This is a genomic window from Aeromonas sp. HMWF017 (assembly GCF_003061465.1).
Classification (GTDB): Bacteria; Pseudomonadota; Gammaproteobacteria; order Enterobacterales; family Aeromonadaceae; genus Aeromonas; species Aeromonas veronii.
On the sequence record NZ_QAJD01000037.1, the window covers coordinates 1 to 15,263 of the forward strand.

At 50.5% G+C, this 15,263-nt stretch carries 12 protein-coding genes; 3 read left to right on the forward strand and 9 right to left on the reverse strand.

Annotated features, from left to right (window positions below):
• The coding region (locus tag DBR30_RS02920; protein ID WP_219927544.1) for a DEAD/DEAH box helicase at nucleotides 1-1,319 on the reverse strand (1,319 nt) is incomplete at its 3' end.
• A 261-nt stretch (nucleotides 1,320-1,580) separates the two neighbouring features.
• On the opposite strand from DBR30_RS02920, the gene DBR30_RS21550 reads away from it, so the two are divergent.
• The 3 genes from DBR30_RS21550 to DBR30_RS02930 are packed head-to-tail and all read left to right on the forward strand — an operon-like array spanning nucleotide 1,581 to nucleotide 3,260.
• Complete coding sequence (locus tag DBR30_RS21550) at nucleotides 1,581-2,006, forward strand: class I SAM-dependent methyltransferase (protein WP_258224262.1); 426 nt, start codon at nucleotides 1,581-1,583, stop codon at nucleotides 2,004-2,006.
• 44 nt (nucleotides 2,007-2,050) lie between these two features.
• Complete coding sequence (locus DBR30_RS21555; RefSeq protein ID WP_258224263.1) at nucleotides 2,051-2,206, forward strand: hypothetical protein; 156 nt, start codon at nucleotides 2,051-2,053, stop codon at nucleotides 2,204-2,206.
• Nucleotides 2,190-3,260 carry an HNH endonuclease gene (locus tag DBR30_RS02930; protein ID WP_108541038.1) on the forward strand — a complete coding sequence of 357 codons (1,071 nt, stop codon included), beginning with the start codon at nucleotides 2,190-2,192 and terminating at the stop codon, nucleotides 3,258-3,260. Before DBR30_RS21555 ends, DBR30_RS02930 begins: the two co-directional genes overlap by 17 nt.
• 807 nt (nucleotides 3,261-4,067) lie before the next feature.
• Here DBR30_RS02930 and DBR30_RS02940 read toward each other — a convergent pair.
• The 8 genes from DBR30_RS02940 to DBR30_RS02975 all read right to left on the reverse strand — a co-directional run.
• Entirely contained in the window at nucleotides 4,068-5,438 is a 1,371-nt protein-coding gene (locus DBR30_RS02940; RefSeq protein WP_108541041.1) for an McrC family protein, read from the reverse strand.
• Nucleotides 5,425-7,962 carry an McrB family protein gene (locus DBR30_RS02945; RefSeq protein WP_108541040.1) on the reverse strand — a complete coding sequence of 846 codons (2,538 nt, stop codon included), beginning with the start codon at nucleotides 7,960-7,962 and terminating at the stop codon, nucleotides 5,425-5,427. The genes DBR30_RS02940 and DBR30_RS02945 overlap by 14 nt, the downstream gene beginning before the upstream one ends.
• A 203-nt stretch (nucleotides 7,963-8,165) precedes the next feature.
• Nucleotides 8,166-8,387, reverse strand: coding sequence for a hypothetical protein (locus tag DBR30_RS21145; protein WP_219927545.1), 222 nt, complete (start codon nucleotides 8,385-8,387; stop codon nucleotides 8,166-8,168).
• 5 nt (nucleotides 8,388-8,392) lie between these two features.
• Complete coding sequence (locus tag DBR30_RS02955) at nucleotides 8,393-8,725, reverse strand: type I restriction-modification enzyme R subunit C-terminal domain-containing protein (RefSeq protein WP_258224264.1); 333 nt, start codon at nucleotides 8,723-8,725, stop codon at nucleotides 8,393-8,395.
• Nucleotides 8,725-11,787, reverse strand: coding sequence for a type I restriction endonuclease subunit R (locus DBR30_RS02960; protein WP_108588179.1), 3,063 nt, complete (start codon nucleotides 11,785-11,787; stop codon nucleotides 8,725-8,727). Before DBR30_RS02960 ends, DBR30_RS02955 begins: the two co-directional genes overlap by 1 nt.
• Nucleotides 11,788-11,797: 10 nt before the next feature.
• Nucleotides 11,798-12,946, reverse strand: coding sequence for a restriction endonuclease subunit S (locus DBR30_RS02965; protein ID WP_108541426.1), 1,149 nt, complete (start codon nucleotides 12,944-12,946; stop codon nucleotides 11,798-11,800).
• Complete coding sequence (locus DBR30_RS02970; RefSeq protein ID WP_108541427.1) at nucleotides 12,947-14,446, reverse strand: type I restriction-modification system subunit M; 1,500 nt, start codon at nucleotides 14,444-14,446, stop codon at nucleotides 12,947-12,949.
• Nucleotides 14,443-15,263: N-6 DNA methylase (locus DBR30_RS02975; protein ID WP_146181350.1), on the reverse strand; the 821-nt coding region annotated here is incomplete at its 5' end. The genes DBR30_RS02975 and DBR30_RS02970, both read right to left, overlap by 4 nt.

Here is a 15,263-nt window from a genome sequence, read left to right on the forward strand (position 1 = left end):
GAGATAGTCAGGGCGAAAATCATGTCCCCATTTCGACAGGCAGTGCGCTTCGTCAAATACCCAGCCACCGATTTGACGTTGTCGTATTGCTTGTTTGACTGTGCGGTTGCGCAACTGCGCAACTGCTCGGGGGAGATATAGAGCAAGGCGATATCCCCCATGCGGATCTGTTCAAGAATCGCGCCTCGCTCTGGTAGCGTCAGCAGCCCCGAGATAGCGGCAACCCCTTCAATACCTGCCTTGTGTTTAAGGTTGTCCACTTGATCTTTCATCAGTGCCTGCAGGGGGGATATCACGACCGTGAGAGCACCGCTTCGCTGGTTACGCACCAGTGCCGGGAGCTGGTAGCAGAGCGACTTGCCACCGCTGGTAGGGAGTATGCCGAGCAGTGCGACGCCAGCCATGGCTTCCTCGATCAAGGTCTTCTGCAATGGCGTCCCATCAGGCAGGTTGCGGAAGTTGTCGAGCTCGAAGATTCGCTGCAGATGGCGGCGTGCATCGTGGTTCTCCTGACAATAGCTGCAGTCAGCATGACCGCAGTGACGTTCACGAACTGTGTGAATGATCTCTGCGGTCTGGGGGAAGCGGCGCCAAATCCAGGGAGGCAGCACAGAGTTGCCGCCGGAAACGGGCAACCAGGCGCAGGCATAAGCCAACGGTAACAGCTGCATAGGTTGACGCAGGGCATCGCCAATCACCCGGTTGAGCTTATTGGGGCAAGCCTTCTCATGGGCAATGCTCTTGATGAGAGTGGGTAGCTCGGAGACCCTTACTGGAGGACGGCCCGTAAGCCTTGCAAACACCAGTGACAGACCCTGGGTATTAAATTGCGCCATGACTCCCTGGCTGAACAGATATTGATAAAGCTGCAATTGGGGCAGGGGTAAGGTTTGCAGTGATATCAGCTGTTCCGAGAAAATCTGCAATGCGAGCTTTGCATCCGCGACCGGATCATTGAGGGTATCCCGAACCAGTTTGTAATCCTTTACCAATCGGTGATAAGGGTTTTTTGGAAAGGCAATGGGAGATAGATAGAGGGTATCTATTACCGGCTTTTCGAGAAGCAACTGGGGACGTACAGCCTGTTTGGCCAACCAAGGGAGATCAAAATCGAGAATATTGTGACCAAGGACTACATCTGCCCCTTGTGCCAGCGCATTTAGCTCCTTGAGTACGAGATCCTGCGTGCCCTTGAGATTGAGTTCACGATCAGCCAGGAGCGCCCCCAGATGACGGAGTTTTTCGTCCCGGGTCAGTTCAAGGTCAAAGGAAAGAATCTTGTCATCCCCAAACAGGGCCACGACATCAGTCGAGTTCATTAATAGCCATCTCCATCTGGCGTTGACCTCTCATGGCGATAATAAGTGCCAAGAGATCAGTAAGTTGGCCGAATATTACCCGAAATGTTGGGCGGTGGCATCATTCAGAGCCCTCTGGTCTCAGTTCTTTTGGCTGGTATCCCGTTTTGGTAAATGTCCCTGCATCCTTAATGGTTCATGTTGGGAAAGTGTCGTCCTTGTCATGGTCAACCCACTGATCTTGTGAGACTATTTCCCTTCCCTCTCCGTTCGGAACGCATTGTGTCCCTCGACTACTACCAGTGTCATGCCAGCGCATTGGCGACCCGTTACCAACAGGTATCTGCGTGCGCCGTTCACGGCGACGGGCTCACTCTGCTGGAGCGTTGGTTCCTTGCTGCGCCGCGCAGGGTGCTTGATGTGGGGGCTGGCAGTGGTCGGGATGCCGCGTTTTTAGCGGGGCTCCATCAGGGCAACACGGTGGTCGCTGTCGAGCCCTGTCAGGCGCTCGCTGCGCAGGGGCAATGTCATACCCGTGAGGCTGCGGTGGCGTGGGTCAATGACGCTATGCCTGCTCTCTCTCGCGTGACCGGTACTTTTGATCTGATTTTGCTCAGTGCTGTCTGGATGCATCTCCCCCGGAGTCTCGCCCGTTGGCGCTGGCACGCCTTCATGAGCTGCTCTCACCAGATGGTTATCTGGTACTGAGTCTGCGCCTGGTTATCTCGGAGCAGGAGATGCGGGAGCGAGCCATGTATCCGGTAGCTGTCAATGAAGTGGAGCGGCTTGCATTGGAGGAGGGGATGACACTGCTCCATGTGTCAGAACCACAGGAGGATGCCTTGGCGCGTAGCGGCTTGAGTTGGCAGAGTCTGATCCTTGGGGGCGAACATGCACGCCTCCCCTGAGCAACAACTCGCTTTTATTGCCTATCTGCAACGCATCTTTACCGAAGGCGATTTTGTGGCCACTTACAAGTGCGCCTTGCTTCACGGGATTGCAGATATCGCGATTGAGCGCAGTACCGAGACCCATGATCTGACCGCGGCGCGCACTATTACGCTGGACGAACTGGCCACCAAGTTTGTGGAGCTTTATTGGCAGCACAGTCTGCCCTACTCGGCGACGGGAGAAACGGCTACCTTGCTCAAACAGAGCAGCGGTCGTCAGGCCATCATGCTGACGGAGTTGTCCCGGCTGCGTGCAGAGGGGGTCCGCTCGGTAACTGCACTGCGTCTTCACGACGCCTGGCGGTCTCTTCTTGCCCGAGTTCGGCGCATCCTTGTTGAGGGGCCCTTGTGGCGTCTGCAGATATTGGGTGGGCGAGAGGAGTGCCACCTCTATCCTCATCAAAGGGGCGCGGATCATATCTGCCTTAACCCCGGCATTCTCTACTGTCTCCACCGCTTTTACGATCTGGTGGTCTCCCTCTCCCGGCAGCATTGGTTACAGCTTATCTGCGACATCAAGGGTAATCAGCCACTGATTGGCCCCAGTGTGAGGTTGGAGAATTTTCTATTTGGTTCAAGCCGTCAGGCGCTGGGGCGAGTAGGAGAGGTATTGAGGGACTTGCAGGGGGGAACCTGTTTTTACTGTAACAAGGCGATACACGGGAGTGGTGAGGTAGACCATTTCATCCCCTGGCGTCGTTATCCAATCGATTTGGGCCACAACTTCGTACTGGCACACGCCAACTGTAATCGGAGCAAACGGGATTTTCTTGCCGCTCCCGAGCACAGGGATGCTTGGTACGAGCAGAATATCCTGACCCATGGGGCGTACCTCACGGACGAGCTGGCCCCTCTGGTCAGCGTCGATGCCGAGCGTTCTACTGCCATCGCTACTTGGGCCTATCAGCAAGCACTCCGTGAGCATGCTCGGTTGTGGCGTGGTATTGACCTGTTTGTGGACGTGACAGCCCCCCAGTGGGAATATTCCCCTGCGCTTTTTATGAGACGTTGAGGCTTTCACGCTGCTAGATAAATTCGATAAAAAAGGGCCACCTCTTGCGAGGTGGCCCTTTCCAAACGTTTGGGCTGGGGGAGTCTGAATTTGAGTTGCAAGTTGTTGATTTTAATGTATTTAATAAGTTGACTGTTTATGTTTGTGGTACTATTGATGGTACTGACGGTAAAACCACCCCTTCTTAAAAGACACATCCAGAACATTCCGTTGCCTTACAACCTTCACAAGATGCGAGTTCAAATCCCTTGGCATCTGACACACATAGAGGTTTTGGTGAAGCCTGCAGCCGATGGATACTTGCCAAAGGCATCATCTTTAGTTCTTGGTTTTCCTTCATTACTCTATGCGGATAATCAGTGCCACGGTCGAATTCTGAAGGCCAGCCAATGTGGATGGTTTAGCACACCATTTGGCATCATCATGATGCTAGCCGTCTCGGGCTCCCCGTCTGTGCGCCACTGACGGGGACTTTGGCTGCGCTCCAGTTTAATCGATCAGGGCTCTTCACCAATAGGTGCTGACATGGGTATCAACAAGACCTATACATTGTTCTCATAGCATGATATTTCGCGCATGCGCGCGCGTACGCGTAATGGTCGCATAAGTACGTGCCAAATATCTGTTAACTTATTGTATTTGTTGGCTTTTTCGTGATAGGCCTTGTATTTCACTCACACGTAGTTGGGCACACTGGTCGCATAAATACCTTACTAGCCGTTTGCTACCCCAACCATATTGCATGTTGAGCCAGTTGGCCCCTGTTGGTGCCATCTAACCTTCACTTTTACTCTTACTCTGAACGCTTCACTGCAAACTTCGCAGCTGTAACTGGCATTGAGCAGGCAGCACCAAGCGAGACTCAATGGAATCAATCACAAACGGCACCACCCATAAGCGCATGGTTTTTTGGCCAGCAACTGGGAAATCAAATGGCTGGGCTATCGGCTCCTGAAATCCGCGGTGGGCTGGATACACCAGGAACATCTCTCTGTCTCCATCAGGGTCATCAAAGTAGTGATGGCCATAGGCAAACATCTGATAAAAATCCCCTTGCTGCAGATCGTACTTATCGGTGCCGTTCCCTTTCGCGGGGTCTAGCAGCTTCCATTTCGTATCCAGCACGCTGATCACCTTGCTGCCCTGCTCAATCACCATATCGGGTTTAAGCCGAAACCATGCAGTGTCATGATGGGAAACAAGGTGTTTGCGCTGTGCCTGGGCGGTTAACGTCAGCTGCGGTGGGAGTGTGGCTCGCAGCATTTTCGCCACATAATTTTCAAAAACCCGCTCCATCGGGAACAGCAATGAGATTGCCCGGTGCCCCCCGCTCATGGTTTGCGGAGAAAAGCCCTCTAGAATCAATTTCGCCCATGCCAGCGGCGTTTGGTAATGGCTCATTCCCCGGTCAATGCGCAAGCGGGCAAAATCACTCTTGTAGTCGGCACTGAGCGGAACCTCGCAAAAGATAAAGGTCAGCTCTTGCAGCAACCTTTGGTTATGCCCACTGCGCGTGATGGCCGCCAGCGCAACCAGTGCCGAATGCAGCAGGCGGTTGGCAGGGCGATCGACTAAGAATTCATCATATTCACAATGGAACTTGTGTTTGGTGATGATGTTTTGACGCAACTGACGGGCGGTATTGAGCTTGCCCTTGAGGTAGCTCAGATTCTCCTCACAGCGAACATAATCACTGCGCAGCCCCTTCTTGACCAGGGTATTCACCGAATCAAGAAATTGGCTAATGAACACCTCCAACAACGGCATTTTTTGCTGGCGGATGTTGGCGTTCGTTGTTTGAAGATGGGAAAACTCCCGCAATGCCCGCAGCATGATCAACAGCGCATGCCGGGCCTCTTCACAGCGGGCGGCAGGGGAGGGGGTTGCGGTATCGTTGGCCTGAACAGGCTTTCCCAGCTTGGGCAACACTTCAACTTGAGTGCCATCAGGGGTGAAGATCACCCCTGCATAATTTTGTACCTGCAGTGCTTCTGCGCCGAGTTTTTTGCACAGCCGAAACAGGCGATTATCCTGGCCGCTCCCCAGTGCCATCTCCTTGAGGTAACGAAACGCCAAGGGCGAAATTGCCTCCACCTCATGCGGGATCGGGGTAATACCGCTCTCCTCGCTGACCAGATAGGCGTACTCGAACAGCGCAATATCGTTACGAAGTGGCATCTTCGACCTGCGCAGCAGAGGGTTGTAGTGCATGATCTGGCGCATAGCGTTGGGCCACATCAGGGGCATAAATCGCCAGATAGGCCATGCCCTCATCCCACACCGAATGCTCATGATCAGCCAGCTCATAACGGTGCTGGTTCACTCCGAACTGATCCGGCTCATAGTCATTGCCAAATAACATCTTGAAGTCGATCTGGCACTGTTGCACAAATTGCAGCCCCGCCACCTCTTTGCCACTGGCGTCTCGCTTTTGGTTATCCCCGAGTACCAGGCGGATCTTTTGCCAATCCTCATAGAAGTACTCTTGCAGTAGCGGGATCACCTTGGTCTGGAATGCCTCTTTAAGTGCGAGCAAGGCGCCAACGTGATCGCCATTTTTTACCGCCTGATAGGCCGGGTAAAAGAACGCATGCCCCAGCGTATGCTCGCGGTCATAAAGCACCTCAATGCGCTGATTGAGCCTATCAAGCAGCTTGCCAAGGCTGAGGGTGTTACCGCTGCCGATATCGATGGCATCATGACCCGCAAACAGAGTGCTATCAGGCATCATCTCAATGAAGTCAAAGCGACGGCGCAGCGCAGTATCCATCAATGCCAAAGAGCGATCGGCGGTATTCATGGTGCCGATGATATCGACGTTCGATGGCACGCTAAATGGCTTGCCACTGTAGGCAAGCTGAATGGTCATGGGGTGCTGACCACCGGCCCGTTTATCGACCTCAACTAGCGAGATCAGCTCACCAAAAATTTTGGAAATATTGCCGCGGTTGATCTCATCAATAAACATCGCGTACTGATGCGAAGGGTCTTGCTTGGCGCGGCGACACAGCTTTAAGAATTCACCCGGCTCAACCGAATAGTGAATATTCCCCTCATCGTCAGTTGCCGCTCTCAACCCCTCGATAAACTCTTCGTAGCCATAGGATTGATGAAAGGTGGTTGTCGCATAACGTTTGATTTCGTCGGCGGAATGCGGCCCGTGGGTCAGTTCAGCATGTAACTGCACCAAATCATCCACCAACTCCAGCCTGTCATCGATCAACTGCCAAACCGAGTCGCTTGATTTATCAAAAACCCCGGGTTCACTATGCCCCTTGTAACTGACGGTGGTCGACTCTGCGATGGTAAATTTCTGCAGATAACTCCACGCCGTTTGCGCCAGATTATCGGTACGGCCGTTAATGCTCGCTTTGGTCTGGAAGAACTTACTGCTCACAATCTCGGCCACTTTGGCGCGTTTTCCCAGACTCAATAATGACAACACTATCACCTGCATCCAGTTGAGGGGCGCCAATTTATCGCGCAGCCACAGCGACTCATCCATCGTTGCCGGGATATGGGCATACTGGGCTTGCAGCTGCTGCAACTGGTGGGTTTTACCGGTTCCTGGTGGCCCGTAATAGATGACATTTTTAGGCTGGGTGCGAACAGGCTCTGTGCTAGTCATATAGTCTGCATCTTCCTCGTTAATCTGATTATCAGCCTGGTGGGATTGGGTATGGCTGTCATCTTTCACTGGCTCAACGAGCCATTCATAGAGGTTCCATAGCAAGATATTACGGGTATACACATCCCACTCACTGGGTAGCACCGGGGTCACTGCCGCGAGTAATGTTTGATTGTCCTCTAACCAATCATCACTTGGTTTAATATCAATTTGAAATTGGCTTTGCAGACCCTGGTACAGAGGTTTGAGACAAGAGCCATCAGCAATACTGGTGTAATTTTGGGGGGATGCAGCACCAAAAACCCGGTTAATAACGACCTTCAGATACCGTTCAAATGTCCCGTCACTTTTCCAGCGTTGAAACACCTGACGATAGGTTTCCAGAGTGGGAGATTGAATGATTTCCACGGTTAGCTGGCGCAGGAACTCAACATTGCTATTGAACTCTTTATTATACATTAACCCTTGGCCAGCACTGGCGATGCCATTGGATTTATCACGCCACAGCTTATTGATATCGGCATCCGTCACCGGCTTACCGCGCTTTATCTCTTCGGCTAATCGGCAGGTATCCTGATACTCCTCATACCACTGCTGATTAAAATTCTGTTCTTTTGCCCAGCCCATAAACTGCACCAACGAATGGCGATGCTTACCGGCCTCCCACAGCTCCGCGAGCGCAGCAGAAACATCAGCCTTGATCGCAATCCCTGATGTGTGCGAACTCCAGGTTTGGCCGGGCAGCGCGGCTTTTAGCAGCAACATCGGCAATAACCCCGCCTTGCAAGATTGTCGCAACTCCTGCAACTCAAACTTGATGTAAGAACGGTTCTGAGCCTTATCTTTCCAGTCTGAATCATTAAACGGGGGTTGGGTGATGACCCCTTTGGCAATGATCCCGCGCGGCTCTTTACCCAGGCGGATCAGATAAACCGTATCTCCAGATTGAGGTTGTTTACTTCGACAAGACCAGCGGATCTCATCGCCCTCGTGATAGTCCAGTAGGCCGGTTGCACTGCCATCACCACCGGTAGAAAATTGATCAGGATTCCAGGTCAACAAATAATCCGACATACTCACGCAACCTCAAAGAGCACACAGATAAGGGCGGTTATAGATATGTGGTGTCACGCCATCCCGCCTTGCCTGTCTGCAATACAGCAAAAGAAAGTGCGCGGTAGCCGCCATTGCGACCACCGCTCCGAATGGTTATGGGCTTAACTGCCCTAGTACTTCTTGAAGTTCTCCGACGCTTGGTTGGCTCGCCAGAGAAGTAATCAATGTGTGGAACAGGGTGCGCAGCAGATCCAAGTGGTGCGTACCTCGGTAAGTGACTGGCGGATTTCTTCGAAGTTGACCTCATCGCTCTTGGAGTACATGGCCTGAGCCATGTTTATCCGGCTCTTGATGCCGATGTGGTCAACCACCAGTCCCTTTGCCTTGCTGTCACCCGCGAGATGGTCTGGAGCAGGTTGTGCTTTTACAGCAACATTTTTCATCTCCCTCACTGACCCTGATAGATACTTCTGGAGGCCGACAAAGGCTCGGCGCACAGCATCAGGAGTCCCCAACTCGGCAAAGGCACTGCCAGAACGTTGTTGTATTTGAGCTTGAGGAGTGGTCCCCGCTTGGTGTCATCAAGCTCGGTGACCCGCTCTTTGGGATAATGACCCAGCGCGAAGCTCAAGAAGGATAGCTGCTTGCTGTCAAACTCCTGGCCAAGCATGGACTTGTTTTGAGCCGCTCGCTCTTCCCGGGTCATGGGATCATCGGCATAGGCGACATAGGCCTGCACATCAAACAGATCGCTCTGCTCGGCCTCTATCACCTTTTGCATCAGTAATGCTCTTCGATATACCCATAAGCTTTTTGAAACAGCTCTTTGTCCTTACTCAGTCCAAACTGAGCCAACGTCAAAAACAAAGCCTTTTGAATCTCTCTAGGCCCGCTGTTAGAGTTTTGCCAACCTTCAAAACGGGTGGCTTTGACTATCTTGTCGATTTGCTCAACCACATCACCAATTAACTTGGGCGTGGTTTCAGGGCGAGTTTCCAAGAACAGCTTGGTTAAAGCCTGCTTGTTGTCCTCTTCGGTCACCACATGTTCGCCGGTTTCTCGCTCGGCCTGAACGGTATCTTTCGCGGCATCTAACAGGCCTTTTAACCAGTCGATGGCTTTAATCACACCAGCCTCGTAGTCTTGGCGCAGTTTTTCCAAGCGTTCGCCCAACTCGACAAACTTTGGCTCGATGCTACCACGCAGGCGGCCCATCAGATCAATTTCCAGGCGTTTGGCACGCTGCTCCTGCTCTTTGTCGGTCAGGGTAAAGATGGCGTGTTCATCCATGATGAGTTCATCGATATCATCTCGAATGCGGTTGATGTCGGTGTGCTCGTGGATCATTTTAATGGTTTCAGGGCCAAGGGCCGCCCATACCAGAGCGCCGGTTTGACCAACGGGACGTACCGATTCGTAGATTTGTGCCAGCCACTTATAGTCTTTGCGGTATGGGGTTAAGAAGGTATCTGGGTTAATGGCCGACCACAGCCTGGCCAACACGCCAAAACTGGCAGCAAATGCGTCACGTTTTTCATTGGTCGGCAAGCATTCTTGTGCCGCCATAATACCTTCAAAGTCTTCTAAGGTTCGGTCAACACCCGGGAAGAAGGACAAGCACTTATCCAGTAGCTCAGGCAGTATCTTCTTAAAGGCTTCAATGCCTTCAACCACCCCATCAATCTCTTCCGGGTTATAGGCCAGTGCAGTACGTAGGTTTTCAAATACGCCGAGATAGTCGATGATCAGACCCATATTTTTGCGCGCCTCGTCCGTTTCATACAGACGATTGGTGCGACACATCGCCTGCAAAAGCGTGTGATCGCGCAGCGGCTTATCTAGATACATGCAGTAGCAAATTGGCGCATCAAAACCGGTAAGTAACTTCGCCGTGACAATAATCAGTTGTAACGGATGCTTGGGGTCTTTGAAGCTTTCGATCAAGTCTTTCTGGGTTTGCTCTTCGGCGTCTATTTGCTGCCAGCGCTCAAAATCCGCTTGCTGAATTGGCAATTCCAGTTCGTCATGCCATTTGCGCCAGTCTTTGTTGATCTTGTCCTTCTTACCGCCTTCTTCGACTTTTACCGGTGCTTGGTCAACGTTCATCACCACTTCAACGGCATCAAAGCCGAGCTTTTCCCCGAGCAAGTAGTACATCTGCACGCAGGCATCGCGGTCGTACACCACCACCATGCCTTTCATTTTTTTCGGTTGAACGTGATTGGTGAAGTGTTCGGCAATATCTGCACTTACTGCCGCCATCCGTTTTGGCGCTTTGAGCATCACTGCTAATTTGCCTGCGCGTTTAGATAGTGCGGCCTTCTCTTCGTCGTCGAGGTTGTTTTCTTTGGCGAGCTTTGCGAACTCTTCGTTAATCGCATCACGATCTACTCGCAGCTCTGCCAAGCGCGGTTCGAACTTCACCGGGTTGGTGGCGCCATCGCGAATCGACTGCTTGTAGCTGTAGCGGTTCATATAGCGGCCGGGGTCTTCCTCGGCGCCAAATAGCTTAAAGGTGTTGCGGTCAATACCCGAAATAGGTGTACCGGTTAAACCATAGAAGTGCGCTTGTGGCAGAGCCCAGCGCATTTTCTCACCCAAGCCACCTTCTTGGGTGCGGTGGGCTTCGTCCACCAACACAATGATGTTGTCGCGGCTGTTAAGACCATTGGGATTGTTATCGTCGATCTCGATATCTTTAAACTTGAAGATGGTGGTAATTAAAATGCCTCGGCTGTCTTGCTCGATATGTTGGCCAAGTTTTTTACAGCTCTGTACCTTAATCAGGTTTTTAACGTCCGCCCCACCAAAAGTCTCGTTTATTTGGCTGTCCAGATCGCGGCGGTCCACCACGATCAATACAGTGGGATTCTTAAGCTGATTGTCACTGCGTAACATCTTGGCGGCGTAGAGCATCAATAACGATTTACCCGAACCCTGGAAGTGCCAGATAAGGCCTTTTTTCGGGTAGCCTTTGCGTACACGTTCAACGATTTGTTTGGCCGCTTCAAATTGCGGGTAGCGCGGCAGGATTTTTATGCGTTTGGGTGGGGTGTCTTTGCCGGTTTTAACCGTTGAAAATAGCGCGAAAGATTCCAACAACTGCAATAAGGTTTGCGGGTTTAACAAGCCCTCACAGCTATCCAGCACTGATGCCAGTCCGGGCAAAATGTCATCGCGCAGATCGGTATTGTGCCAAGGGCCCCAATCTTTTACCCGGGCATTGATGGCACCATAAGCAAAGGTCTTTCCTTCACTGGCAAAACAGAGCAGGTTGGGCACAAAGAAGGGTTCAACGTTTTTCCAGTAGTGCTTTTTTCCGCCCATAAAATCGGCGGCACCATCTTGCCAGGTGACACTCGGGCGGGTGGCGCTTTTTACTTCTCCCACCACCAAGGGAATCCCATTCACATAGAGTACAATATCAAAATAGACTTCGGTGGCCGCGATATAGTGTACCTGCTGCGCGACCACAAAGTGGTTGTTGTCGATATTGTCAAAATCAATCAGGTTGATGGTGATATGGTCGCCATTCTCACCAAAGGGTAAGGATTTCTCAGCCATTAACCATTCATGAAAATTCTCATTGGCCTTGACCAATCCGGTATGGCGTGCTTCCAGTACTACTCCACGCAGCTTGTAAATCACTTCATCGGCGTAATCTGGCTGCTTGGCAATATCGGAGTTTAACGAACACAACGCGTCTTTTAGCCACTCATCGACAAAGATATCCTGCGCTTGTTTCGGCAGACTCTCACCATGGCAGTAAGTCCATTTGATACCGTTTAATGCCTTTAAACGGTCAATAATTCCATTTTCAGTGACGGTTTTTTCGTTAAACATTCTCACCACCTCAAGACTCGGTTAAACTTTTCATTAGCTTTAATAAAGTGTCATGCTTGGAAATAAGGATATTCAAGTTATTGTTTATGAAAAGCATCGCCTCAACAAAACACTTTCTCTCGTCCAATGGTGGGTAAGGGATTAATATGCTATCCGCTTTGGCTTTGTTAATTTTTGGTTGTGCGGTACCAGTTAGATATCCTGAAATATCCATGTTTTCTATAATTTCCACAACGAAATCAATGTCAATTAATTCTTTTGGCTGGTATACATGAGAATGATTATTAACAAACGATTTCCCATCGATTTTAAATGCTATTGGAGTCTTCCGTTCAACTAAGTTCGCACCATCTTCAGAAAGTAGCATTAATGGTTCATCAAATATGTATTCATTGACATAATCAATTATCCCTGACGCACCATAATAGGGGATTTCTCCAGACATTTTTTTCCTGTCCGAGGACTTAATTGGAATCCTTTGGTTGTCTCTATTGATGAATATTTCATTTAGTTTTTTAATGCTCCATGATGATGGGATTCTTCCTACTTTAGATTCCAACCAGTCGCCGCCATGATTATAGTGGTCTGCTTTTATAAAAGAGGTGGCTGTTTTCTGTTTTAATATTCTTAACGACGAAATTGCCTCGTCATTAGTTATCAAACTATTTTGTATTGCTTTGTAAATACGCAGCAATGAATTTTGCAACCCCGGCTTTGGGATTTTAAACTCTTGCCTACAAAGAGTACTCCACTTAATTGTTGGCGATAGCGAACCTTCTGAAATTGACACCGCCCGATTCATAAATACATCGGATTGCATAAAGAATGGCAGGAATTCTGGGATCACATTTTTCGGATTTGCTTCCAGTACCATAGCGTGTGCCGAGCAAATACAATCCCAGTCAGCCACGGCAACCTTGCGCTGATAGGCGCGTCGCTTGCCAAAAATGATTTGTCCTTTTTTAACCAGTAATTTTTGTCCTTCTACATCACTTGGCACACCATGGCGTTTAATTTTCAAGCTGTCTGGGTCTAAATGTTCCAGCCCGACATAGATTTCAAGGTCGGTTTCACTTGGCTCGACACGCTTGGAAATATGTTTGGCGATATCACCAAACTTCACCATTTGCCAGCCTTCGGGTAATTGTTGCTCTGTCATTTACTGCTCCACCTTGCTTCCAACCGTGTATCCAAGCACTAGAAGGCTTTGGAATAACTTATTGGTCTGCTTTTTTAATTGCACCCGGCTAACCTTCCATGCCTCGATGGCATGTTCAATATCATGCACTTCACCATTGTTTTGTGCCTGCACATAGAGCGGGATAGAAAGGTTGTAGAGATTTTCTTTGATGGCGTCGATATCTACCAAGGCGGTAATGTCGCTTTGCTTCTCAGGTGTAAAGTAAGCCTCGCAAAGCACTGCTAAGTCATCATCAGACAAGCGGCTGTGGGCGCGCTCGCGGGTAACGTGTTCCACGCCGTTGATAAACAACACCTTGTTTTTGCGCTCGGCGGGTTTGTTGCAATTGAGTACCACCACACAAGATTCCATCGGCGAGTTGTAAAACAGGTTTGGCCCAAGGCCAATCACCGCTTCAATAATATCGGACTCAATCACTTGTTTACGAATGCTTTGCTCGGAATCGCGGAACAAAACGCCGTGTGGCCAGAGCATCGCAGCGCGGCCAGTATCCGGTTTTAGGCTTTTGATGATGTGAGTGTAAAACGCATAATCGGCACAGCCTTGTGGTGGCACACCGTAGAGGTTGCGACCATAAGGGTCGGCGGAGAACTTGTCGCGGTTCCACTTTTTGATGGAGTAAGGCGGGTTAGCGAATATCACATCAAACTGCTTGAGCTGGTCGTTTTCAATAAACTTAGGCTCGGCCAGGGTATCGCCGCGCAGCACATCGAATTCTTCAATGTCGTGCAGGAACATATTCATTCGGGCTATCGCCGAAGTGAGCAGGTTTACTTCTTGGCCATAGAGATGCACTGACCTCCATTCCTCTCCGTGAGTGCGCAAATCCATTACTGCATTCAGTAGCATACCGCCGGTGCCGCAGGTGGGATCGTAAGCCGTTTCACCGGGCTTTAAGCCCATGATGCGCGTCATCAGATGCACCACGGTACGGTTGGTATAAAACTCAGCAGCGGTGTGGCCGGAGTCGTCGGCGAATTTTTTGATTAGGTATTCGTAAGCCTCACCCAGATCATCTTGAGCGACCGATTTAATCCCCAGCGGAATTTTGCTGAAGTGCTCAATCAGATCAGATAGCAGATGATCGGGCAACCGCTCCTTGTTGGTCCACTGGGCGTCACCAAACACCCCATGTAAGCGCGGGTTGTTGGCTTCAATTAAACGCAGTGCATTTTGAATGGCCTCACCAATGTTTTTGCTGGTGTGGCGCACCTTTTCCCAGCGCGCTTCTTGTGGGATATCAAAGCGGTGGAACATGGGCATGGCGGCGTATTCTGCATCACCGGCGTGGATCTCCAACGCTTCGGTGTACTCTTCTAAGTACACATCCGACAGTCGCTTATAGAACAGCAGCGGAAAGATGTACTGCTTGTAGTCTGAGGCGTCGATCTGGCCGCGTAAAAACTCGGCGGCGCCCCAGAGTAAATCCTCTAATTTTTTCTTATTTAATGCGCTCATAGTTCAAACCCTTCTTGGATAAGCAGGGCCTCTAGTTCATTTTCTGCTTTTTCTAATGCGGCCAGCTTTTGCTGGAAGTCTTTTAGCGCTTCTTCTACCGTAATGGTTTCTTCTTCAAGCGGTTTTTGCACATAACGCGCAATATTTAAATTGAAGTCGTTTTCTTCAATCTCACTATGGGGAACCCAACGCGCTACCCCGTCGATGTCATTTGCTTCAGGGCCTTTGGTGCGCATTTTTCGATAGATGTCGTAAATGTCATCCGCTTGGGTTTCTGACAAGGTATTCTGTGCCCGACCCTTGGTGAATATCTCTTCGGCATTGATGATCAGCACGTGATCTTGGTGCGCAGCAGGTCTTTGTTTGCGCAGCACTAAAATACAGGCCGGAATGCTGGTGCCGTAGAACAGGTTAGACGCGACACCAACGACAGCGACAATACGGTTTTCTTTGAGCAGCTTCTCACGAATGCTACCTTCAGAACCGCCACGGAACAGTACCCCATGGGGTAACACCACCGCCATACGGCCATTGTCGTTCAAGGAGGCAAACATATGTTGTACCCAAGCAAAATCGCCGTTGGTTTTGGGTGCCAGACCATATTGGTTACGGCCATACGGATCGGCTGACCAAAGATCGTAACCCCATTCCTTTAAACTGAACGGTGGGTTGGCGATAACGCAATCAAAGGTTTCCAGGCGATCACTGACCAAAAGTTTGGGTTCGCGCAGGGTGTCGCCACGGACGATGTCGAAATCTTCTTGGCCATGCAGGAAAAGGTTCATGCGGGCAATGGCTTCAGTGGTCAGGTTCTTTT

Bases quoted from the DNA above. Each gene is read 5' to 3' on its own strand.
- DBR30_RS21555 (WP_258224263.1), top strand. From the start codon at position 2,051: ATGTATCCGGTAGCTGTCAATGAAGTGGAGCGGCTTGCATTGGAGGAG.
- DBR30_RS02930 (WP_108541038.1), top strand. From the start codon at position 2,190: ATGCACGCCTCCCCTGAGCAACAACTCGCTTTTATTGCCTATCTGCAA.
- DBR30_RS02940 (WP_108541041.1), bottom strand. From the start codon at position 5,438: ATGCCACTTCGTAACGATATTGCGCTGTTCGAGTACGCCTATCTGGTC.
- DBR30_RS02945 (WP_108541040.1), bottom strand. From the start codon at position 7,962: ATGTCGGATTATTTGTTGACCTGGAATCCTGATCAATTTTCTACCGGT.
- DBR30_RS21145 (WP_219927545.1), bottom strand. From the start codon at position 8,387: ATGAAAAATGTTGCTGTAAAAGCACAACCTGCTCCAGACCATCTCGCG.
- DBR30_RS02955 (WP_258224264.1), bottom strand. From the start codon at position 8,725: ATGCAAAAGGTGATAGAGGCCGAGCAGAGCGATCTGTTTGATGTGCAG.
- DBR30_RS02960 (WP_108588179.1), bottom strand. From the start codon at position 11,787: ATGTTTAACGAAAAAACCGTCACTGAAAATGGAATTATTGACCGTTTA.
- DBR30_RS02965 (WP_108541426.1), bottom strand. From the start codon at position 12,946: ATGACAGAGCAACAATTACCCGAAGGCTGGCAAATGGTGAAGTTTGGT.
- DBR30_RS02970 (WP_108541427.1), bottom strand. From the start codon at position 14,446: ATGAGCGCATTAAATAAGAAAAAATTAGAGGATTTACTCTGGGGCGCC.